Source organism: Methyloversatilis sp. (assembly GCF_051861465.1).
Lineage (GTDB): Bacteria > Pseudomonadota > Gammaproteobacteria > Burkholderiales > Rhodocyclaceae > Methyloversatilis.
Genome location: NZ_JBHYCQ010000007.1, coordinates 223,657 through 242,393 on the forward strand (window position 1 = coordinate 223,657; position 18,737 = coordinate 242,393).

General features: G+C 65.3%; 16 protein-coding genes. 7 read left to right on the top strand and 9 right to left on the bottom strand.

Features of this window, described 5'->3' with window-relative positions:
* Nucleotides 1-74: 74 nt before the first annotated feature.
* From ACTIFF_RS12365 to ACTIFF_RS12380, 4 genes are all read right to left on the bottom strand, one after another.
* A complete protein-coding gene (locus ACTIFF_RS12365) occupies nt 75-1,241 on the bottom strand; it encodes a methyl-accepting chemotaxis protein (protein WP_439537094.1) in 1,167 nt (388 codons plus the stop codon).
* A gap of 208 nt (nt 1,242-1,449) precedes the next feature.
* A complete protein-coding gene (locus tag ACTIFF_RS12370; protein ID WP_439537095.1) occupies nt 1,450-2,736 on the bottom strand; it encodes a TRAP transporter large permease in 1,287 nt (428 codons plus the stop codon).
* The gene (locus ACTIFF_RS12375) at nt 2,733-3,395 is read right to left on the bottom strand and encodes a TRAP transporter small permease (protein WP_439537096.1); all 663 of its coding nucleotides are present in this window, start codon (nt 3,393-3,395) and stop codon (nt 2,733-2,735) included. The genes ACTIFF_RS12370 and ACTIFF_RS12375 overlap by 4 nt, the downstream gene beginning before the upstream one ends.
* Before the next feature lie 97 nt (nt 3,396-3,492).
* A complete protein-coding gene (locus ACTIFF_RS12380; protein WP_439537097.1) occupies nt 3,493-4,497 on the bottom strand; it encodes a TRAP transporter substrate-binding protein in 1,005 nt (334 codons plus the stop codon).
* Between the two features lie 223 nt (nt 4,498-4,720).
* Between ACTIFF_RS12380 and ACTIFF_RS12385 the strand changes: the two genes are divergently transcribed.
* A complete protein-coding gene (locus tag ACTIFF_RS12385) occupies nt 4,721-6,664 on the top strand; it encodes a sensor histidine kinase (RefSeq protein ID WP_439537098.1) in 1,944 nt (647 codons plus the stop codon).
* Nucleotides 6,661-7,275 carry a response regulator transcription factor gene (locus ACTIFF_RS12390; protein WP_069037866.1) on the top strand — a complete coding sequence of 205 codons (615 nt, stop codon included), beginning with the start codon at nt 6,661-6,663 and terminating at the stop codon, nt 7,273-7,275. The genes ACTIFF_RS12385 and ACTIFF_RS12390 overlap by 4 nt, the downstream gene beginning before the upstream one ends.
* Before the next feature lie 15 nt (nt 7,276-7,290).
* Here the strand turns inward: ACTIFF_RS12390 and ACTIFF_RS12395 are convergent, their stop codons facing one another.
* On the bottom strand, nt 7,291-7,950 hold the full coding sequence (locus ACTIFF_RS12395) for an alpha/beta hydrolase (RefSeq protein ID WP_439537099.1): 660 nt from the start codon (nt 7,948-7,950) through the stop codon (nt 7,291-7,293).
* A 185-nt stretch (nt 7,951-8,135) separates the two neighbouring features.
* Here ACTIFF_RS12395 and ACTIFF_RS12400 point away from each other — a divergent pair, with 185 nt between their 5' ends.
* A complete protein-coding gene (locus ACTIFF_RS12400) occupies nt 8,136-8,387 on the top strand; it encodes a hypothetical protein (protein ID WP_069037868.1) in 252 nt (83 codons plus the stop codon).
* Nucleotides 8,388-8,467: 80 nt separating this feature from the next.
* On the top strand, nt 8,468-9,766 hold the full coding sequence (locus ACTIFF_RS12405; protein WP_439537100.1) for a tetratricopeptide repeat protein: 1,299 nt from the start codon (nt 8,468-8,470) through the stop codon (nt 9,764-9,766).
* A 24-nt stretch (nt 9,767-9,790) separates the two neighbouring features.
* Here ACTIFF_RS12405 and ACTIFF_RS12410 read toward each other — a convergent pair whose 3' ends face one another.
* Nucleotides 9,791-10,414, bottom strand: coding sequence for an energy-coupling factor ABC transporter permease (locus tag ACTIFF_RS12410; RefSeq protein WP_439537101.1), 624 nt, complete (start codon nt 10,412-10,414; stop codon nt 9,791-9,793).
* A 172-nt stretch (nt 10,415-10,586) separates the two neighbouring features.
* Between ACTIFF_RS12410 and ACTIFF_RS12415 the strand changes: the two genes are divergently transcribed.
* The 3 genes from ACTIFF_RS12415 to ACTIFF_RS12425 all read left to right on the top strand — a co-directional run bounded on the left by ACTIFF_RS12415 (nt 10,587) and on the right by ACTIFF_RS12425 (nt 15,144).
* Entirely contained in the window at nt 10,587-12,146 is a 1,560-nt protein-coding gene (locus ACTIFF_RS12415; RefSeq protein ID WP_439537102.1) for an esterase-like activity of phytase family protein, read from the top strand.
* A gap of 273 nt (nt 12,147-12,419) precedes the next feature.
* Complete coding sequence (locus tag ACTIFF_RS12420) at nt 12,420-14,414, top strand: PhoX family protein (protein ID WP_439537103.1); 1,995 nt, start codon at nt 12,420-12,422, stop codon at nt 14,412-14,414.
* A gap of 106 nt (nt 14,415-14,520) precedes the next feature.
* The gene (locus ACTIFF_RS12425; protein ID WP_439537104.1) at nt 14,521-15,144 is read left to right on the top strand and encodes a PEP-CTERM sorting domain-containing protein; all 624 of its coding nucleotides are present in this window, start codon (nt 14,521-14,523) and stop codon (nt 15,142-15,144) included.
* 22 nt (nt 15,145-15,166) lie between these two features.
* Here ACTIFF_RS12425 and ACTIFF_RS12430 read toward each other — a convergent pair whose 3' ends face one another.
* Genes ACTIFF_RS12430 through ACTIFF_RS12440 form a run of 3 tightly spaced genes read right to left on the bottom strand, consistent with a single transcriptional unit; the run spans nt 15,167 to nt 18,730 of the window.
* Nucleotides 15,167-17,701 carry a cation-translocating P-type ATPase gene (locus tag ACTIFF_RS12430; protein WP_439537105.1) on the bottom strand — a complete coding sequence of 845 codons (2,535 nt, stop codon included), beginning with the start codon at nt 17,699-17,701 and terminating at the stop codon, nt 15,167-15,169.
* A 19-nt stretch (nt 17,702-17,720) separates the two neighbouring features.
* Nucleotides 17,721-17,930 (bottom strand): DUF2788 domain-containing protein, encoded by a 210-nt coding sequence (locus tag ACTIFF_RS12435; RefSeq protein WP_306476843.1) that lies wholly within the window; start codon nt 17,928-17,930, stop codon nt 17,721-17,723.
* A 14-nt stretch (nt 17,931-17,944) separates the two neighbouring features.
* On the bottom strand, nt 17,945-18,730 hold the full coding sequence (locus tag ACTIFF_RS12440; RefSeq protein ID WP_439537106.1) for a DUF2189 domain-containing protein: 786 nt from the start codon (nt 18,728-18,730) through the stop codon (nt 17,945-17,947).
* Nucleotides 18,731-18,737: the final 7 nt, after the last annotated feature.

Sequence of the window (18,737 nt, forward strand, 5' to 3'; positions counted from 1 at the left end):
CGTCAAAGCGGCTCCGAAAAGAAAAAAGGCCCGCCGGTATGCTCCGACGGGCCTTTGTGTCTGGCGGGCGCGGGTCAGACCTGGAAGGTACGCAGGCTGCCTTCGAGTTCGCGTGCCGACGCGGCCAGCGATTCGCCCTGCGTGGCGGTCAGCGATACGCCGCGTGCGTTGTCTTCCGACAGCGCCGAAAGTTCGCCCGCATTGCGCAGGATGGCGTGCGCAGTGGTGTCCTGTTCCTGCATGCTCAGTGCAACTTCGCCGGACTTGCTGACCAGTTCATCCATGCGCTGCAGGATGTCGGTGAAGGTGTCGACCGCGCCGCGCGAGGTCTTGACCGCACCGCTGACCCGTTCGCTGGCCTGTCCGACGCGTTCCACGGTTTCCTTCGCGTCGTGACGGATCTTGGCAACGATGTGTTCGATGTCGGCAGTCGAGCCCTGGGTGCGCTGTGCCAGCTTGCGCACCTCGTCGGCCACCACGGCAAAACCGCGCCCCTGTTCACCGGCACGAGCGGCTTCGATCGCGGCGTTCAGCGCCAGCAGATTGGTCTGGTCCGAAATTTCCTTCACCACATCGTTGATCTTGGCGATCTCCTCGGAATCCTTCACCAGCCGTTCGATCACGGTCAGCGACTCTTCCATCTCGACCGCAATGCGACTGACGCCTTCCATCGAATGCTCGAGGTCGGTCTTGCCGCTGCGCGTGCTGTCACCCGTACTGCGCACGATGCTGTCCATGTCCGCTGACAGGGCAGCGACCTGACGCGCCGACGCCGTCATTTCCTCCATCGCCTCAGCGACCGTGCGGATACGGTCCGCCTGCTTGGTACCGTTCTGGTTCGCCGTGATGGTCAGTTGCGACAGTTCCTCGGCCGACTGCGTCAGCGTCGATGAAAGCACCGTCATCTTCTCGATCAGCTTGCGGAAGGACTTGCATGCCTGGTTGTATTCGTAGCCCAGCCAGGCGAAATCATCCTTGCCGGACAGGTTGAGCTTGTGGTTCAGCTTGCCCTCGGCGAGGCTGTGCAAGGCGTTGACGACCATTTCGGCACGCCGGCCGAAACCGTTGCCGAACCACAGACCCACGCTGACGATGACCGTCGTGCAGAGAACGCCACTTACGATGAGGCCCGTGATGCCGGGGAAGAAGACTTCCTGTACGGCCGCTGCCGTAATGCAGACGACAGCCGCCAGCAGTGAATGAAATATGAACGCCTTTCGAACGCTGAGCTGATTTCTCATGTATTCCTCCTCGGAAGCAAGATTGATGGCCAAAAATGAAGCGGCGCTTGTGTAGTTTTGACGTCTCGTTGCGGTGCGCCGTCCGGCTCGTTCTGCAGATAACGACCGGTAGAGCGCCGGGCTTGAATCAATAATGAGAAAGCAAAACGCCGCACCAGGGTGGTGCGGCGTTTTGCCTGTGTTGCAACATGGAACAACGGGATGCCGGCTAACTCATCATGCCCAGCGTGCGCGGGAGCCAGAGCGACAGCGACGGCCAGTAGGTGACGATCATCAGGAACACGAGCATGGTGATGAGCCAGGGCGTGACCGCCTTGGTCATGTCGGTCATGCCCAGCTTCGCAATGCCGCTGCCGACATAGAGATTGAGACCGACCGGCGGCGTGATCATGCCGATTTCCATATTGACCGTGATGATGATGCCGAAGTGCACCGGATCGATGCCCAGCGCCATGGCCACCGGGAACAGGATGGGCGCCGTGATCAGGATGATCGACGACGGTTCCATGATGTTGCCGGCCAGCAGCAGCAGGATGTTCACCACCAGCAGGAAGCCCAGCGCGCCCAATCCGCTGTCCACCAGCCAGGCCGCCACCGCCTGCGGAATCTGTTCCGACGTGAGCAGGAAGGAGAACAGGATGGCGTTGGTGATGATGTAGAGCAGCATCGCGCTCATGTTTGCCGAATCGAGCAGCACCTTCGGGATGCGCTTCAAAGGCAGATCGCGATAGACGAACACCGCCACGATGAAGGCGTACACCGCACTCATCGCCGCCGCTTCGGTCGGCGTGAAGATGCCCGTATAGATGCCGCCCATCACGACCACGATCAGCATCAGGCCCCAGAAGGATTCGCGGAAGGCCTTGAGACGGTCGGCCACCGGCGCCTTGGGCATGCGCGGATAGTTGTTCTTCTTCGCATACCACCAGGTGGTGAAGCCCAGCATGAACAGCAGCACCGCACCCGGAATCACGCCTGCCATGAACAGCGCACCGATCGACGAATTGGTCGATACCGCGTACATCACCATGACGATCGACGGCGGAATCAGGATGCCCAGCGCGCCCGAGCTGGCGACAATGCCGGCGCCGAACTTCATCGGAAAGCCCTGCTTCACCATCGCCGGCAGCAGGATGGCGCCGATCGCCGCCACGGTCGCCGGGCTGGAACCCGACACTGCGGCGAACAGGCCGCAGGCCACCACGCCCCCCATGCCCAGACCCCCGTGGAAGTGGCCGACCAGCGAGGTGGCGAAATTGATCATGCGTTTCGCCACGCCGCCATGGGTCAGGAAGTTGCCGGCCAGGATGAAGAACGGAATCGCCATGATTTCGAACTTCTCGATACCGGTGAACAGCTTCAGTGCGACCGACTCGACCGGCACGTCAGTCATCGCGAACAGGAAGGTCAGTACGGTCAGACCGAGCGAGATCGAAACCGGCATGCCGGTCAGCATCAGCACCAGCAGCATGACGAAGATGATGGCGGCGCTCATTTGCGGCCTCCCTTCGCGTGCTCGGTCTCTTCAGCGTTCTCGACCGCTTCGCCCACCAGAATGGGCTTCACCTCGTCCATGCCTTCGACGTGCGCATGATCGTGATGCGGCAACTCACCGGTGCGGATGAAGGTCGTCATCACCTGCAGGAAGCGGAAACACATCAGACCGGAGCCCAGCGGGATCGCCATATAGACCATCCAGGTCGGCCACTCCAGGTCGGGCGTGGTCGGCCCTTCGTACAGATCGCCGATGTCCAGGCCGATCGTGCTGCGTACGGCGTAGGCGGCGCCATTCTCCCACACGAAATGACTGCCCAGCACGCAGACGATGCCGGTAAACAACGCGCCCGCCGCCAGCCCGAAAATGACAAACTTGTTGCGCAGCGCGGGTTGCAACTGGTTGATCAGCACATCCACGCCGACGTGGATGCCGGTGCGCACGCCGTAGGCGGCGCCGAACTTGGCCATCCACACGAACAGGATGATGCACAGCTCCTGCGCCCAGCTGAGGTTCAGTGACAGCAGCCAGTCCTGCAGGCCGGGGATGCTGAATCCCGTGGCGTAGCGATGGACGACCGCGACGAAAATGACGATGGTGGCGACGCCAATCAGCAGCGTGATCAGCCACTCCTCGATATGGTCGAGCAAGCGGAGCACGGCAGTCTCCCCGAAAATTTGAAAGGCGCGCAGAGAGCCCTGCGCCCGGCGGATCAGCCGTTTGCAGCCCGATCGGGCCGCGAACGGAGCAGGCGGATTACAGCTTCGACGGATCGAATGCCGTTTCCTTGTAGATGGCATCGATCAGTTCGCGACCGATGCGACCTTCCATTTTCTTGTGAACCGGCACCATGACGCGCTTGAACGCCAGGCGCTCCTCGGCGGTCGGCACATAGACTGCGGTCTTGCCGCTCTTGCGGATGCCTTCGAGCGAGGCGTCGTTTTCTTCCTTGGCGATCTTGTTCGCGTACTCGGTCGATTCCTTCATTGCCGTATCAAGCTGGCCGCGCACGTCGGCCGGCAGACCGTCCCAGAACTTCTTGTTCACGATGACCGCGTAGCCAAGGTAGCCATGGTCGGTCACCGCCATGTGCTTCTGCACTTCGTGCATCTTCTGCGTATACATATTGGAGTGCGGGTTCTCGGTGCCATCGACCACGCCGGTCTGCAGCGCCTGATAGGCCTCGGAGAACGCCATCACCTGCGGCAGCGCGCCAATGCTGCGCATCTGCTCTTCAAGCACCTTGGACGACTGGATGCGCAACTTCTTCGCCTTCAGGTCAGCCGGCGTCCTGATCGGCGTGTTGGCCGAGAAGGACTTGAACCCGTTGTCCCAGAACGCCAGACCGATGATGCCCTTGGAATCGAGCTTCTTCAGGATGCCTGCGCCGATCGGGCCCTTGGTCACCTTGTGCAGGTCGGCGTAGCCATCGAAGATGAACGGCAGGTCGAACACCTCGAATTCCTTGACGCCCAGCGGGCCGAACTTGGCCAGCGACGGTGCCAGCATCTGCACGGCACCCAGCTGCAGCGCCTCCATCTCTTCCTTGTCCTTGTACAGCTGGCTGTTCGGATAGACCTCGACCTTCACCTTGCCGCCGGTCAGTTCCTCGGCGCGCTTCTTGAAATAGTCCGCCGCCTTGCCCTTCGGGGTTTCGGTCGCCACGACGTGACTGAACTTGATCACGATGGGCTGTTGCGCAGCGGCAAACGGGGTCAGGCCGAGCGCGATCAGGCCGAACAGCATGGAATGCAGTTTCATGGAATCTCCTCCTGTTATGGACACACGACATGCGGACGCCGAGTGATGACCGCAGTGTGGAGCCAGGCACCGCCACGTGCCATTGTGGATATCCGCAACGATGCATCGGCAGCACGCGTTGTGGATATCCGATCTGCAGCGCGTCAGATGCGCGACTTATGATACGAACTGTTCGTTGCGCACAAGCCGCTTCCCTTCTCACACGCAGAAGAACCCCATCCTCGTGGACTCACTACTCCGCATGCCGGCATCCAGCCTACCGCCCACCAGCGCACCGGGCTGGTACTGGGTATTGCCACGCGTCGCCCTGGTGCTGTTCCTCGCAGCCATCGCGGCACTGGTCTGGCTTCTGCACAGCAAGGATCAGGAGGACCAACGCGCCGCGATGATCAGCGACGTGCTGTGGATGGAACAGGACCTTCGCTTTCACCTCGATCGCAATGCCGAACTGATCGGGCAACTGGGTCGCGAAGCAGCTGAAAAGGGTTTCGACGCAGCGGCGCTGGAACTGCGTGCGCGCAGCCTCGTGAGCAACGGCCAGGGGCTGCTGAGCGTCGAGCGCCTGGTTGCGGTCGACGCGGCCGATGAGGCACTTGCCGCACCGGCCCGACTGGCCGAGCGAATCGGACAGGCGGTCTATCTGCCGCCGAGAATCCTGCAGGACGGCGAAGTGCAGTTCGACGTACTGGTGCCGCTGGGTGCCGGCCGGGGCTGGATGCGCGGCCGCTACTCGCTGGCGCAGATGCTCGTGCGATCGGTGCCCTGGTGGTTTGCCGAGCGCTACGCAGTCGAGGTGATCGACAACACCGAACACGTACTGGCCAGCAAGTCGAAGGTGACGTCCGGCAACAGCGACCTGGGCTACTCACTCGCTTTCGAGCCGCCCGGCCACGGGTTGCGACTGCGTGTCGCCGCCTACCGCAGCGAAACCCGCCTGCTGCCGGCGCTGCTGGTGGTCACCCTGGTCGGCCTCGCACTGACCATGCTGTGGAGCCTGTGGGCGCTGCGCCGCCACCTCAATCGCCGGCTCGCCGCTGAACATGCTCTGCGCGAAGAACATGCGTTTCGCACCGCGATGGAAAACTCGCTGATCATCGGGCTGCGCGCGCGCGATCTCGAAGGCCGCATCACACACGTGAATCCGGCGTTCTGCCGCATGGTCGGGTGGAGCGCCGACGAGTTGATGGCGATGCGCCCGCCGATGCCCTACTGGGCGCCCGAACACGCAGAACAGATCCGCGCGCTGCACGACGGCATCCTGGCCGGCAATGCCGAAAAACGAGAAGCGATCGAATTGACCTTCATGCGGCGCGACGGCGAACGCTTCGACGTGCTGATTTCCGAGGCACCGCTGGTCGATGCCGAGGGTCGGCACGTCGGCTGGATGAGTTCGGTGCTTGACGTCACCGAAAGCAAGCAGGCCGAGGCGCTGTACCGGCAGCAGCAGGAGCAGCTGCAATTCACCGGCCGACTCATCACGATGGGCGAAATGGCGTCCACGCTGGCGCATGAACTGAACCAGCCGCTTTCTGCCATCTCCAGCTACAGCACGGCCTGCCTGAACATGATCGAAACCGGCCAGGGCCATCTGTCCGACTTCAGGGAACCGCTGTCGAAAATGAATACGCAGGCACGGCGCGCCGGCACCATCATCCGCCGCGTACACGAATTCGTGCGCCGATCCGAACCGCAGCGCGTGCGCTGCACGCTGAACGACATCGTCGATGACGCGGTGGCGCTGATCGAAGCCGATGCCCGCAAGCGCAACATCCACATCACCACGTCTCGGGCACCGGATCTGGCCGACGTGCTGGCCGACCGCGTGATGATCGAACAGGTACTGCTGAACCTGATCCGCAACGGCATGGACGCCATGGCCGGCAGTTCGGCGGAGAAGCGGCGGCTGCAGATCGATACCCGGGCCGACGGCGAGGACGTGCAGGTGGCGGTGCGCGACAGCGGCGCCGGCATTCCGCCCGACATCGCGGAGAAACTTTTCGCACCCTTCTTCACCACCAAGCCGGACGGCATGGGCATGGGACTGAACATCTGCCGCTCCATCGTCGAGCTGCATCACGGCCGGCTGTGGTTCGAAGCGGCCGAAGGCGGCGGCACGGTGTTCATCCTCAAGTTGCCGGCGGCCGACGCCGAGGCACTGTCGACATGAGCACGAGCCAGATATTCATCGTCGACGACGACGACGCCATCCGCGATGCGCTCGGCTGGCTGTTCCGCTCGCGTGGCCATGTCGCGCGGCTGTGGTCATCGGCCGAGGCGCTGATCGCCGGTGGCGAGATCGGGCGCTGCGGCTGCCTGCTGCTCGACATCCGGATGGACGGCATGAGCGGGCTCGAATTGTTCGGATGGCTGCGCGAAAACGGCCACGACATCCCGGTCATCTTCCTGACCGGGCACGGCGACGTGCCGATGGCGGTCGCCGCACTGAAAAAAGGTGCCTTCGATTTCGTCGAAAAGCCGTTCAACGACAACGAACTGGTCGACCGTGCGCTGGCCGCACTCGACATTCACCATCAGCGGTCGAGCCGTCAGGCGGCGGCGCGCGAGATCGATGAGCGCCTCGCCCAGCTCACCAGCCGCGAGCTGGAAGTGATGGAGCGCGTGCTGGCCGGCCAGATGAACAAGGTGATCGCGATGGATCTCGGGGTGACGATGCGCACGGTCGAAGTGCATCGGGCGCGCATCTTCGACAAGATGGGCGTGCGCTCGGCGGTCGAGCTGGCGCAGCTGCTGGCCGCCCGTCAGCCGAAGCCGGGGTGAGGCGTCATCCGGGCATCAGGCCAGCACCCTCAGCAGCCAGCGGTTCAGATCGGCGATTTCGTCCGGGCTGACCTCGTGATCCATATCATAGGTGTGCCAGTCGTACGACACCGACAGATCGTCGAGCACGGCGCGCGCTGCCAGCGCGCGGTCGATGTCGACCACGCTGTCGTTCAGCCCGTGCGCCAGAAAAACCGGCACATCGCGGTTGGCGACGCTGCGCTCGGCGGCGGTCTTGCCGGCCAGCGGCAGATAGCCCGACAGCCCGGCGATGCCGGCGAGACGCTCGGTCTGGCGCAGGCCGGCCACCAACGCCATCGCGCAGCCCTGCGAAAACCCCATCAGCACGATGCGCGACGCCGGCATGCCGCGTGCGGTTTCGCGTGCGATCAGCACCTCGACGATCTGTTGCGACGCGCGGATGCCCGCTTCGTCATCAATACCGGAGCCCGGCGCGAACACGTCGAACCAGGCGCGCATGATGTAGCCGCCATTGCGCGTGACCGGGCGTTCCGGCGCGTCGGGCAGCACGAAGCGCACCGGACCGACGGCATCGAGATCCAGTGCGCGGCACACCGGCACGAAGTCGTTGCCGTCGGCACCCAGGCCGTGCAGCACGATGAGGGTTGCGGTCGGCGCAGGGCCGGATTCAAGTTCGATCAGGTTCACCGCCATGTTCCAGCTCCGGAAAATCGTTTTCGAGGACCGGGCAATCGCTGAACCGAAAGCGCGCCCCGGATGCGCATCGTACCGAACGCGCCTGCGCGCCGGCCGGTCAGGCGGCATGGATCCGCTGCAGATCAATCGCCCCACCACCCGACCGGCGCGTTACAGTGCGGCCATCCCAACTGGAGAATGCAATGAAGACATTGACCGTACACCTCACCGCCGAACTGCAGGTGCCCGACGACTGGACCCTGGTGGACCACGCCTCGGGCGTCACCGTGCTCAAGGTCGGCGACCAGTTCATCGACTTCGACATCACGCCGCTGTCCACGCGCGAGGACGACCCGGAAGCGCTGTGGAGCGACGATGACCAGACCCTGACCAGCCAGGTGCTCGACTGCGTGACCGAACTCGATACTGACATCGAAATTGCCTACCATCAGTAGTCAATGACCGGGGTGAGCTGCGACGGGCGCGCAGTTCGCTGACGGAAGACGGTATCGCCCGAACGCACGGGAGTTTGACCATGAGCTTGCGCACCCCCACAGGCCTGGCCGTCAGTGGCGCCAGCCCACGCAGTCTTGAACTGCTCGAACGGGCGGAACACCAGTTCCGCTGCTTCATCGGCGACCCGGTCGCCACCGTCAGCGCAGCCCTCGAGGACAGCCCGGACATGGTCATGGGCCATGTGCTGCTGGCCTACCTGATGCTGCTCGGCACCGAACCTGCCGGGCTTCCGGTTGCCGCCGCCGCGTGCAGAAGTGCAGAAGGTTTGCCCGCCAATGAGCGCGAAGCGCGTCATGTCAGGGCGGTCGGCCTGCTGGTCGGTGGCCGCTGGCGCGCCGCTGCGCGCGTGCTCGAAGACCTCGCCATTGATCATCCGCTCGACGCGCTGGCGCTGCAGGCCGGCCACCAGACCGACTTCCTGCTCGGCGATTCGCGCATGCTGCGCGACCGCATCGCGCGCGCCTTGCCCGCGTGGCACACCGACATGCCGGCCTGGCACGCGGTCGCCGGCATGCTGGCGTTCGGGCTGGAAGAAACCGGCGACTATGCACGTGCCGAGCACTACGGCCGGCAGGCGGTCGAGCGCCAGCCGCAGGACGGCTGGGCGCAGCATGCCGTTGCGCATGTGATGGAAATGCAGAACCGGCGGCACGACGGCGTCGCATGGATGCGCGCCGCACCCCAGGCCTGGGCGCAGGACAGCTTCCTGTCGGTGCACAATCACTGGCATCTCGCGCTGTTCCATCTCGGACTGGACGACATCGACGCGGTGCTGGCGCTGTACGACGGCCCGGTATGCGCCGACGCGCCGGGCCTGGTGTTCGACCTGGTCGACCAGTCTGCGCTGCTGTGGCGGCTGCATCTGCGCGGCATCGATATCGGGACGCGCTGGCAGGCGCTGGCCGACCGCTGGGCACCGATTGCCACCACCGGCCGCTACGCATTCAATGACATGCATGCCACGATGGCCTTTGCGGCGGCAGGTCGCACTGAGCTGATCCGGGCGATTGCCGACGCGCAGCAGGCCGTCATCGAAAGCGACGGCCACCACGGGACGGACAACATGCGGTTCACCGCCGAGGTCGGCCGTGCCGCTACAGCCGCGATGGCGGCGTTCGCCGACGGCGACTATGCGCAGACGGTCGAGCTGTTGCGGCCGATCCGCCACATCTCGCACCGCTTCGGCGGCAGTCACGCCCAGCGCGACGTGATCGACCTGACGCTGATCGAGGCGGCGGCACGCGGCGGCCAGCAGTCGCTGGCGAACGCATTGCGCGCCGAACGCGCGTTACAGATGGGCAGGCCGCCGACGGCCTGACGACCGTCCGCGGCGGCCGCGTGGTCAGGGTCCGCCGGGCCCCAGGTAGCGACGGTCAGACCAGGTTGCCAGCCATTCAGGCACGAAGGCCACGAAGATCGACACCAGCATGCCGGTGATGAAGGCATCGCCCCAGGCCATCAACCAGCGCGCGACCAGCGCCTGTTCCATCGCGACGCCGTCGATCAGGTGGTGTGCGAACTCGTAGGCCACCCCGGCAAGGAACAGGCAGAGCGCGGTGCCGATGAAGGCGCGTCCCAGCACGTAAATGAAAGGATGCGGCGGCAGCGCGCGTCGCAACACCTCGCCCAGCGCCAGTGCCAGCGTTGCCGGCACCAGGCCGACCCATACCAGCTGCGACAGCACCGCGGCCCACCCCAGCTGACCGAACAGCCACACCGCGAGCGCAACCAGCAGCAGTTCGATGACCGCCAGCGGCCAGCCGAACATCAGCACCAGCAGGCAGGCGCCCGACAACTGGATCGAAATGCCGGCCGGCAGGTTCTGCGGCAGCACCCACAGCAGCGACAGCAGCACCCATGACGCCACCCACGGCGCCCCGAGCGGGCCGCGCAACATGCGCCACGGACGCAGCGCCACGCTGACGCCCAGCGCCGCAATACACAGCAACACCTCGATGATGATCACGATGCCCGGACGCCTGATACAGAGATGATCGACAGTGTGTCACGCCGTTCCGGCGGCTGTCGCGCTGCACAGTCGATTCCGTCGCCAGGGTGTCACCAAGCTGTCACGCAGGCTGCTCAAACTCCAGGGTGATCATTCACAACAACAATGGGCGCAGCCCGCCGGAGGTCACATGAAAAAATCCCTGCTTCACCTGTCCCGCCTGACGTTCGCCGGCGTATTACTGCTCGGCGGCGCACAGGTTTCGTTTTCGCAAACCCTCGTGAATGGCACCTCGTTCACGCTGCACGAACTGGTCGGCGTCGGCCGGCTGGCCGCCAATCTGCGCGACGAGCACGGTGAAACCTTCGGTTCGATCTCGGGCCTGGTGGCCGATGCGTCGACCTGGTCACGCACCGGCGACCGTTACACCGGCATCTTTTACGCCTCACCCGACCGCGGCTACAACGTGGCGGGCACGATCGACTACACGGCGCGCATCAACCGCATCGCGGTCGACTTCACGCCCGCCGCAGCAGGCAGCACCGGCCTGGGCCAGAACCAGATCGGCCTCGCCCTGACGCAATCGACGCTGCTGTATGAATCATTGGCCGGCGGCGGCACGCGGCCATTCAGCGGCATCGACCCGGTACCGGGTGGCGTTGCCACCGGCGGTGCGCGTCCTGCCACTTCCATGCTGCCGGAACTGCCGCAGGGCTACAACGGCAAGCTGTCGCTCGACGCCGAGGGCATCGTCATCCTGGCCGACGGCTCGCGCCTCATCAGCGACGAGTACGGCCCGTCGATTTACCGATTCTCGGCTGCAGGCGAATTCATCGGCGCGCTGCCGGTGGCGCCGTCGGTGCGCCCGATACGCAACGGCGTGACCGACTACAGCTCGAACAATCCCACGGAAGGTCAGTCCGGCCCGACGCCGGCCAATCCGACAGCCGGCCGCGCGAACAACCAGGGTTTCGAAGGCCTGTCGCTGTCGCCGGACGGCAAGACGCTGTTTGTTGCCCTGCAGAGCGCCGCGCGTCAGGACCTTGCCAACGCTTCCACGCGGAACAACACGCGGCTATTCACCTACGACGTCAGCGATCTGGACCAGATCACGCTCACCGGTGAATACGCGGTGCAGTTGCCGAAATTCCAGCAGGGCGCAAGCACGCTGGTGGCCGCGCAGAGCGAAATCCTTGCCGTGTCCGACACGCAGCTGCTCATCCTGCCGCGCGACAGCAACGGTTATCTCGTCGGCACGCAGGAATCGAATCTGCGTCGCGTCGATGTGATCGACATCAGTGACGCGACCAACCTGCTCGGCCAGAGCTTCGAGGCAGTCATCGCGCCGGGCGGCGTGCTGAACCCGGCCATCACGCCGGCGCTCTACACGCCCTTCCTGGACATCAACGACAACGCTGAACTGGCGCGCTTCGGTCTGGTGAATGGCGTGCAACCCGGTCTGGACAACCTGTCCGAGAAATGGGAAGGCCTGGTGCTGCTGCCGACGCTCGAGGAAGGCCGCCCGAACGACTACTTCCTGTTCGTCGCCAACGACAACGACTTCGCCACCACCGACGGTTTCCAGGTCGGCAGCGCGTACAACGACGGCAAGGACATCGACACCATGTTCCTCGCCTACCGCGTGACCATCACCCCTGCAGTGCCGGAGCCTGCAAGCTGGGCGCTGATGCTGGCCGGTCTGTTTGCGGTCGGCGGGGTGGCCCGTCGCAGGCTGCGTTCGGGCAGTTAAGCCTGCTGCGCTCGACCCGCCCGTCAGGGGCGGTATCCGGTCCGGATGCCGCCCTTTCTTTTGCAGATGACCGATCCCTTGCTGCCTGCCGGAACGGGCGACATCCCCACGACCGGCAGCAATGAGCCGTTCGGATCATCGGACGGACGATGCGGCGTCTTATTCCTGTCAAACACGCACCACACACTCCGCTGGCTCGTCCACGCAGCGCACCGATCCGTGCGCCTGGAAGAACGTCCGACCCACCATTCCCGATATAGCCGAGGAGAACGCATGTCTGCTCACCTGCACCCCGACAACAACGTCACGATCAACCCGACCGACAACGAGTCGATCCGTGACGTCCTGGCCGCATTCACCGGCCGCCGCAATTTCATGAAAGGCTCGATCGGCACGGCCGTGCTCGCGTCGATGGGTGGCTTCAGCCTCGAAGCCCTCGCCGCCGGCTATGTGCCCAGCCCGACGCCGACCAACGGCGGCATCGGCTTCACCGGCGTGCCGGCCAACATCGCGCCGATGACCGACGGCATCACCGTGCCGAACGGCTACACCGCAAAGATCTTCATCTCCTGGGGCGATGCCATCGGCAAGGCCGGCCCGCATGCCAATACGAACTGGAATCCGTCGACCGCGATGACCACGGAGCGTCAGCTCACGACCTGGGGCTCGCACAACGACGGCATGCACCTGTTCCCGTTCCCGGCCGTCGGTGCCAGCGGTCTGAGCAATGACCGCGGCCTGCTCGTATCCAATTTCGAATACGTCGACCCGGGTCTGGTGAACAACACCCTGACCTACGGTACCGATGTCATCACGCAGGACATGGTCGACGCGCAGATCGCGGCACACGGTGTCGGCGTGGTCGAGGTGCGCAAGATCGGCGGCGAGATGAAGGTGCAGCGCCCGTCCGCCTTCGCCCGTCGCATCACCGGCGCGACCCCCTGTAAGGTGTCGGGCCCGGCTGCCGGTCACCCGATGCTGCGCACCGCAGCCGACCCGGCCGGCATGACCGTGCTCGGCACGCTGAACAATTGCGCGCACGGCTACACCCCGTGGGGCACCTACCTCGCCTGCGAAGAGAACTTCAATGGCTATTTCGGCACCACGGCCGCCAAGCTGGCCGCGCAGCCGCGTACGCCGCACGAAGCCCGCTACGGCGTCAGCCAGGGTGGCTTCGGCTACCGCTGGCACGAAGCCGATCCGCGCTTCGACTTCCGCGAAAACCCGAATGAACTGAACCGTCATGGCTGGGTGGTCGAAATCGACCCGTGGAACCCGAATTCGATGCCGGTCAAGCGCACCGCGCTCGGTCGCTTCAAGCACGAAGGCGCATGGAGCGTGGTGGGCAGCGACAACAGCGTTGCGGTCTACTTGGGCGACGATGAAATCAACGACTACATCTACAAGTTCGTCTGCGCGAAGAAGCTGAACACGAAGAACCGCGCTGCCAACCGCGATCTGCTCGACACCGGCACGCTGTATGTCGCCAGGTTCAACGCCGACGGCACGGGTGTATGGCTGCCGCTGGTCCATGGCCAGAATGGTCTGACGTCGGCGAACGGCTTCAACAGCCAGGGCGACGTTGTCATCATGTGCCGCCAGGCGGCTGACCTCGTCGGCGCCACCAAAATGGACCGCCCGGAATGGGTCGCCGTGCATCCGACCACGCGCGAGGTGTACTTCACGCTGACCAACAACAGCGGCCGCACCGTCACCGATGCCGCCAACCCGCGCGCCAACAACGTGCATGGTCACATCATCCGCTTCAACGAAAACGGCGGCGATGTTGCAGCCACCGGCTTCCAGTGGGACATCTTCGCTGAGTGCGGCGACAAGCTGTCGAGCAACCCGGCGCGTCAGGGCAACATCATCGGCGACGACCTCGGTTCGCCGGATGGCCTGTGGTTCGATTCCGACGGTCGCCTGTGGATCCAGACCGACCAGGCCGGCGACGCGACCGGCAACTACGTCAACATCGGCGGCAATGCGATGTACTGCGCCGATCCGGCCACGCGCCAGATCACCCGCTTCCTGACCAGTCCGATCCGTTGCGAAGTGACCGGTGTGGTCACCACGCCGGACAACAAGACCATGTTCGTCAACATCCAGCACCCGGGCGAGAGCTGGTCGGGCAGCTTCACGTCGCGCAGCACCTGGCCGGACAGCGGCATCAACGGCCCGACGACGCAAAGCGCCAACGGTGCGAGCAAGCCGCGATCGGCCACGGTGATCATCACCAAGGACGACGGCGGCGTGATCGGTACCTGAGCGGTACCTGATCGGGTGCCGATTAACGGATAGACACATCGCTTTCACAAGGGCGTCACGCTGGCAGGTCAGCTTTGCCACCGTGACCCCAACCAAAGGATTCATCATGAAACTGACTTTCATCGCTGCCGCGCTGGCTTCGTTCGCCATGCTGCCGGCACACGCTGCACTGACCAATGACGTGGCTGACCTGTACAACCCGCTGTCCGTCGATTTCGAGAGCTACGACGGCTTTCTGACCAGCGGCCCGGAAATGGTTGCCCCCGGCATCACCTTCACCGGTGACGACGGCTCGCAACTGGGCGCCAACATCGCCGTGCTCGGCACCAACGGCCTCTGGGGCGTCGGCAACTTCTTCGCCGCCAGCGGCTTCATCGGCGAACTGCGCTTCACCTTCGCTGACCTGACCGCCGGCGCGGGCGCATTTGTCAGTCACTACGCTGACGACGTGCTGCCGTTCGGCATCGTGGTGTCGGCCTACGGCGACAACAACCAGATCATCGAGTCGTACACGCTGAGCATCGACACCGACGAATTCGGCTACAACGAAGGCCAGTTCGTCGGCATCACGCGCGACATAGCCGACATCCGCTCGATTTCGTTCAAGGGCAATGCCGTGGTGCTCGACAACCTGGCTGTCGCCACGCCGGTGCCGGAACCCGAAACCTACGCGCTGCTGCTGGCCGGTCTGGGCCTGATCTGCATGGCTGCTCGCCGCCGCATGTCATAGGCGTCTGCCTGACCCTCGTTGTTCAAAACCCGGCCGTTGTGCCGGGTTTTTTTTCGCCCGGCATCACGCGCTTCACAACTTGCAGCGGCACGAAACTCGCAAGACCGAGTGCGCAGGCGGCCAGCCAGTGGGCCGGCGCCAGCGGCGTGAAGCCGAACTGCGCCGCCAGCCACGGCACGCTGGTCACGGCGAGCAGCGCAAGCACCGTGGCGGCGATGATGCCGCGCGCCACCGGTGCGGTGCCGCGCAGCGCATCCAGCCAGGCGCCACCGTGGGTGCGGGCGCAGAAGATGAGCGCGATGCCGCTGCTCACCAGCGCGATGAATACCCAGGTGCGGACCACGGACGGGTCGAAGCCCTGCGCGCGCGCAAACGCGTGCACCGCGAGCACGACCGCTGACGTCACGGCGCCGAGCAGCAGGCTGGTCCAGAGGCGGGCGGACGGCAGCAACGGGTCACTGCCCGGACGCGGCGGCTCGTGCATCACGCCTGCATCCGCCTCGTCGGATTCGAACACCACCGAACACGAGGGGTCGATCACCAGTTCGAGGAAGGCGATGTGGGCCGGTGCCAGCACCAGCGGCCAGCCGAACAGCACCGGCGCGGTGGCCAGCGCGATGATGGGCACATGCACCGCCAGGGTGTAAGTCATTGCATGTCGCAGGTTGCGGAAGATGCGCCGGCCAAGCCGGATGGCGTGCACCAGTGCGGCGAAGTCGTCTTCCACCAGCACCAGATCGGCCGCCTCGCGCGCCACGTCGGTCCCGCGCCGGCCCATCGCGATGCCAATGTGCGCCGCCTTCAGCGCCGGCGCGTCATTCACGCCGTCGCCCGTCATCGCGACGATGTCGCCGCGCGCCTTCAGCGCCTCGACCAGGGCCAGCTTCTGCTGCGGACTGACGCGCGCGAACACGCCGCCCTGCGCCGCCGCTGCGGCAAAGGCAGCGTCGTCCATGGCCGCCAGTTCCGGACCGGTCAGCACACGCGAACCTTCGATGCCGGCCTGAGCGGCGATGGCCTGCGCGGTGCGCGGGTGGTCGCCGGTGATCATGACGACACGCACGCCCGCCGCGCGGCATTCGGCCACCGCTGCGGGCACGCCGTCGCGCAGCGGATCGGCCAGCCCGATCAGGCCGATGAAGCGGAACTCGAAATCGTGCTGGATCGCCGGCGCCTCGCTGCCCGGATGCAGTGCATGCGCCACCGCCAGCACGCGCAGCCCGCGGTCGGCCAGCGCGCCGGCCTGCTGCGACACGTGTGCGCGCGCCTCGGGCGACAGGTGGCACAGGTCGGCGATCGCCTCGGGCGCGCCCTTCGAGGCGACCTCGCTGCGTGCGCTGTCCGGCACCTGCCACAGATGCGACATCGCCAGCAGATCGGGCGACAACTCGTACTCGCGCGCCAGGCGCCAGTCCGGGTGCAGATGTTCGGTATTCGACAGATGCGCGTCGGCAAGGCTCAGAAAGGCTTTTTCCATCGGATCGTGCGGATCGGTTTCGCTCGCCAGGACCGCGTATTCGAGCAGCCGGTGAAACGTTTCCGGCAGTTCGGCCAGCGGCTGGCCGGCATCGAGATGCAGCGTATCGTCACCGGCGACCAGTGCAGCCACCGCCATGCGGTTGCGCGTCAAGGTGCCGGTCTTGTCGACGCACAGCACCGTGGTCTGGCCCAGCGTTTCGATCGCCGGGAGACGCCGCGTCAGCACGCCGTGCGCAGCGATGCGGCGGGCACCGAAGGCGAGGAACACGATGAGGATGACCGGAAACTCCTGCGGCAGCACGCCCATGGCGAGCGTGATGCCGGCCAGCAGGCCGTCGAGCCAGCCGCCGCGCAGCATGGCGTAGAGCAGTGCGAGCAGCACGCACAGCACACCGCCGATCACCGCCAGCCTGCGCGCGAGCTTCGCCAGTTCGATCTGCAAGGGCGACGCGCCACTGCTGATCGCGCCGAGCGACTTGCCTATCTTGCCCAATTCGGTCGCATTGCCGATGGCGCTCACTTCGACCGTCGCCTGACCGCTGACCACCAGCGTGCCGGCGAACACCGGCAACGCCGGGCCGCCCGCGACCGGCAGCCTGGCCACCGCCACCGACTCGCCGGTCAGCATCGATTCATCGAGCGTGAAGTCGTGCGCCGACAGCACGACACCGTCGGCCGGCACGCGGTCGCCCTCGTTCAGCAGCATGCGGTCACCCACCACCACTTCGCGCCCGGCCACCCGCATCACCTTGCCGCCGCGCAGCACCAGCGCTCGTGGGCTCGACAGGTCGCGCAGGGCCGCCAGTGCGGTTTCGGTGCGCCGCTGCTGCACCACCGTCACCGCGATGATGACCAGTACGAAGCCGAGCAGCACGAGCGCTTCCTGCGGGTCGCCGATCAGCAGGTAGAGCGCGCCGGCACCGAGCATCAGCAGGAACATCGGTTCGCGGGCCACTTCGAGCACGATGTCCGGAATGCCGCGCGTGCGGTCGGCTGCGAGCTCGTTCCAGCCGTCCCGCGCGCGGCGCACCGCCACTTCCGCTTCGCTCAGGCCGGACGAGGCCGACGCGTCATTCATGGCTGGCAGGTACCGGTGATCAGCTGTCGAGAATCCACTTGATGACGAACTTGGCGACGAATCCCATCATGCCCAGGCCGAGGCCCAGCAGGATGACGAAGGTGCCGAAGCGCCCTGCCTTCGATTCCCGCGCCAGTTGCAGCAGGATGAACAGCATGTACAGCATGAACGCCGTGATGCCGAAGGTCAGCCCGAACTGCGCGAATTGTTCTTCGGTGATGCCGGACATGATCGGATCGCCCTTCAGCCCGCAGGCGACACGACACTGCCCACCAGTTCGCGGTAGGCATGCCAGCTTGCGTGCCCGAGCAGCGGGATGACCACCGGCATCGCCAGCAGGCCGGTCGCCATGCCGAACAGCGTGAAGAACGCGATCGCCGCTCCCCACAGCGCCAGCGGTGCCGGATTGGCCATTACCACGCGCCAGCTGGTCAGCACCGCGCCGAGCACGCCGATCTGCCGGTCGAGCAGCAGCGGGATCGCCACCACGCTGGAGGCGAACAGCGGCGCGGCGAGCAGACCACCCAGCAGCAGCCAGGCTTCGAACAGCCAGCCGTGCTCTGCAAGCACGACGACATGCAGGAAGTCTTCCGGGGTGACCACCGGCGCAGCCGCGAATGACCAGATCAGCGCAGCCGACGTCAGCACCCAGCCGGTGCCGGCGAGCGCAAGCAGAAGGCCGAAAGTCACCATGCGCCCATCACGCGGCTTCCACACCGTCAGCGCCGTGGACAGATCCGCCGACTCGCCCCGCTCCAGCGCACGACTGATGGCATACAGCCCGGTCGCGATGACCGGCGCCACCAGCAGGAAGCCGGTGAAGGCGCCACCGAGCAGCCAGAAGCGATCCGGAATCCACCAGCACAGCGAGGCGCCGAATACGGCCACCAGAACGCCGTGCAGCAGGCCGGGCAGCGGACAGCGCAGGAAATCGCGCCAGCCGGCAACCAGCCAGTTGAGCGGGCTGAACAGCGGAACGGATCGGGTCAGGAAATGGCGTGATTCGAGAAGCGCCTGGCTGTCGGACATCGTGCGA

Bases quoted from the DNA above. Each gene is read 5' to 3' on its own strand.
- ACTIFF_RS12395 (WP_439537099.1), bottom strand. From the start codon at position 7,950: ATGGCGGTGAACCTGATCGAACTTGAATCCGGCCCTGCGCCGACCGCA.
- ACTIFF_RS12400 (WP_069037868.1), top strand. From the start codon at position 8,136: ATGAAGACATTGACCGTACACCTCACCGCCGAACTGCAGGTGCCCGAC.
- ACTIFF_RS12370 (WP_439537095.1), bottom strand. From the start codon at position 2,736: ATGAGCGCCGCCATCATCTTCGTCATGCTGCTGGTGCTGATGCTGACC.
- ACTIFF_RS12440 (WP_439537106.1), bottom strand. From the start codon at position 18,730: ATGTCCGACAGCCAGGCGCTTCTCGAATCACGCCATTTCCTGACCCGA.
- ACTIFF_RS12405 (WP_439537100.1), top strand. From the start codon at position 8,468: ATGAGCTTGCGCACCCCCACAGGCCTGGCCGTCAGTGGCGCCAGCCCA.
- ACTIFF_RS12420 (WP_439537103.1), top strand. From the start codon at position 12,420: ATGTCTGCTCACCTGCACCCCGACAACAACGTCACGATCAACCCGACC.
- ACTIFF_RS12365 (WP_439537094.1), bottom strand. From the start codon at position 1,241: ATGAGAAATCAGCTCAGCGTTCGAAAGGCGTTCATATTTCATTCACTG.
- ACTIFF_RS12425 (WP_439537104.1), top strand. From the start codon at position 14,521: ATGAAACTGACTTTCATCGCTGCCGCGCTGGCTTCGTTCGCCATGCTG.
- ACTIFF_RS12390 (WP_069037866.1), top strand. From the start codon at position 6,661: ATGAGCACGAGCCAGATATTCATCGTCGACGACGACGACGCCATCCGC.
- ACTIFF_RS12430 (WP_439537105.1), bottom strand. From the start codon at position 17,701: ATGAATGACGCGTCGGCCTCGTCCGGCCTGAGCGAAGCGGAAGTGGCG.
- ACTIFF_RS12380 (WP_439537097.1), bottom strand. From the start codon at position 4,497: ATGAAACTGCATTCCATGCTGTTCGGCCTGATCGCGCTCGGCCTGACC.
- ACTIFF_RS12435 (WP_306476843.1), bottom strand. From the start codon at position 17,930: ATGTCCGGCATCACCGAAGAACAATTCGCGCAGTTCGGGCTGACCTTC.
- ACTIFF_RS12415 (WP_439537102.1), top strand. From the start codon at position 10,587: ATGAAAAAATCCCTGCTTCACCTGTCCCGCCTGACGTTCGCCGGCGTA.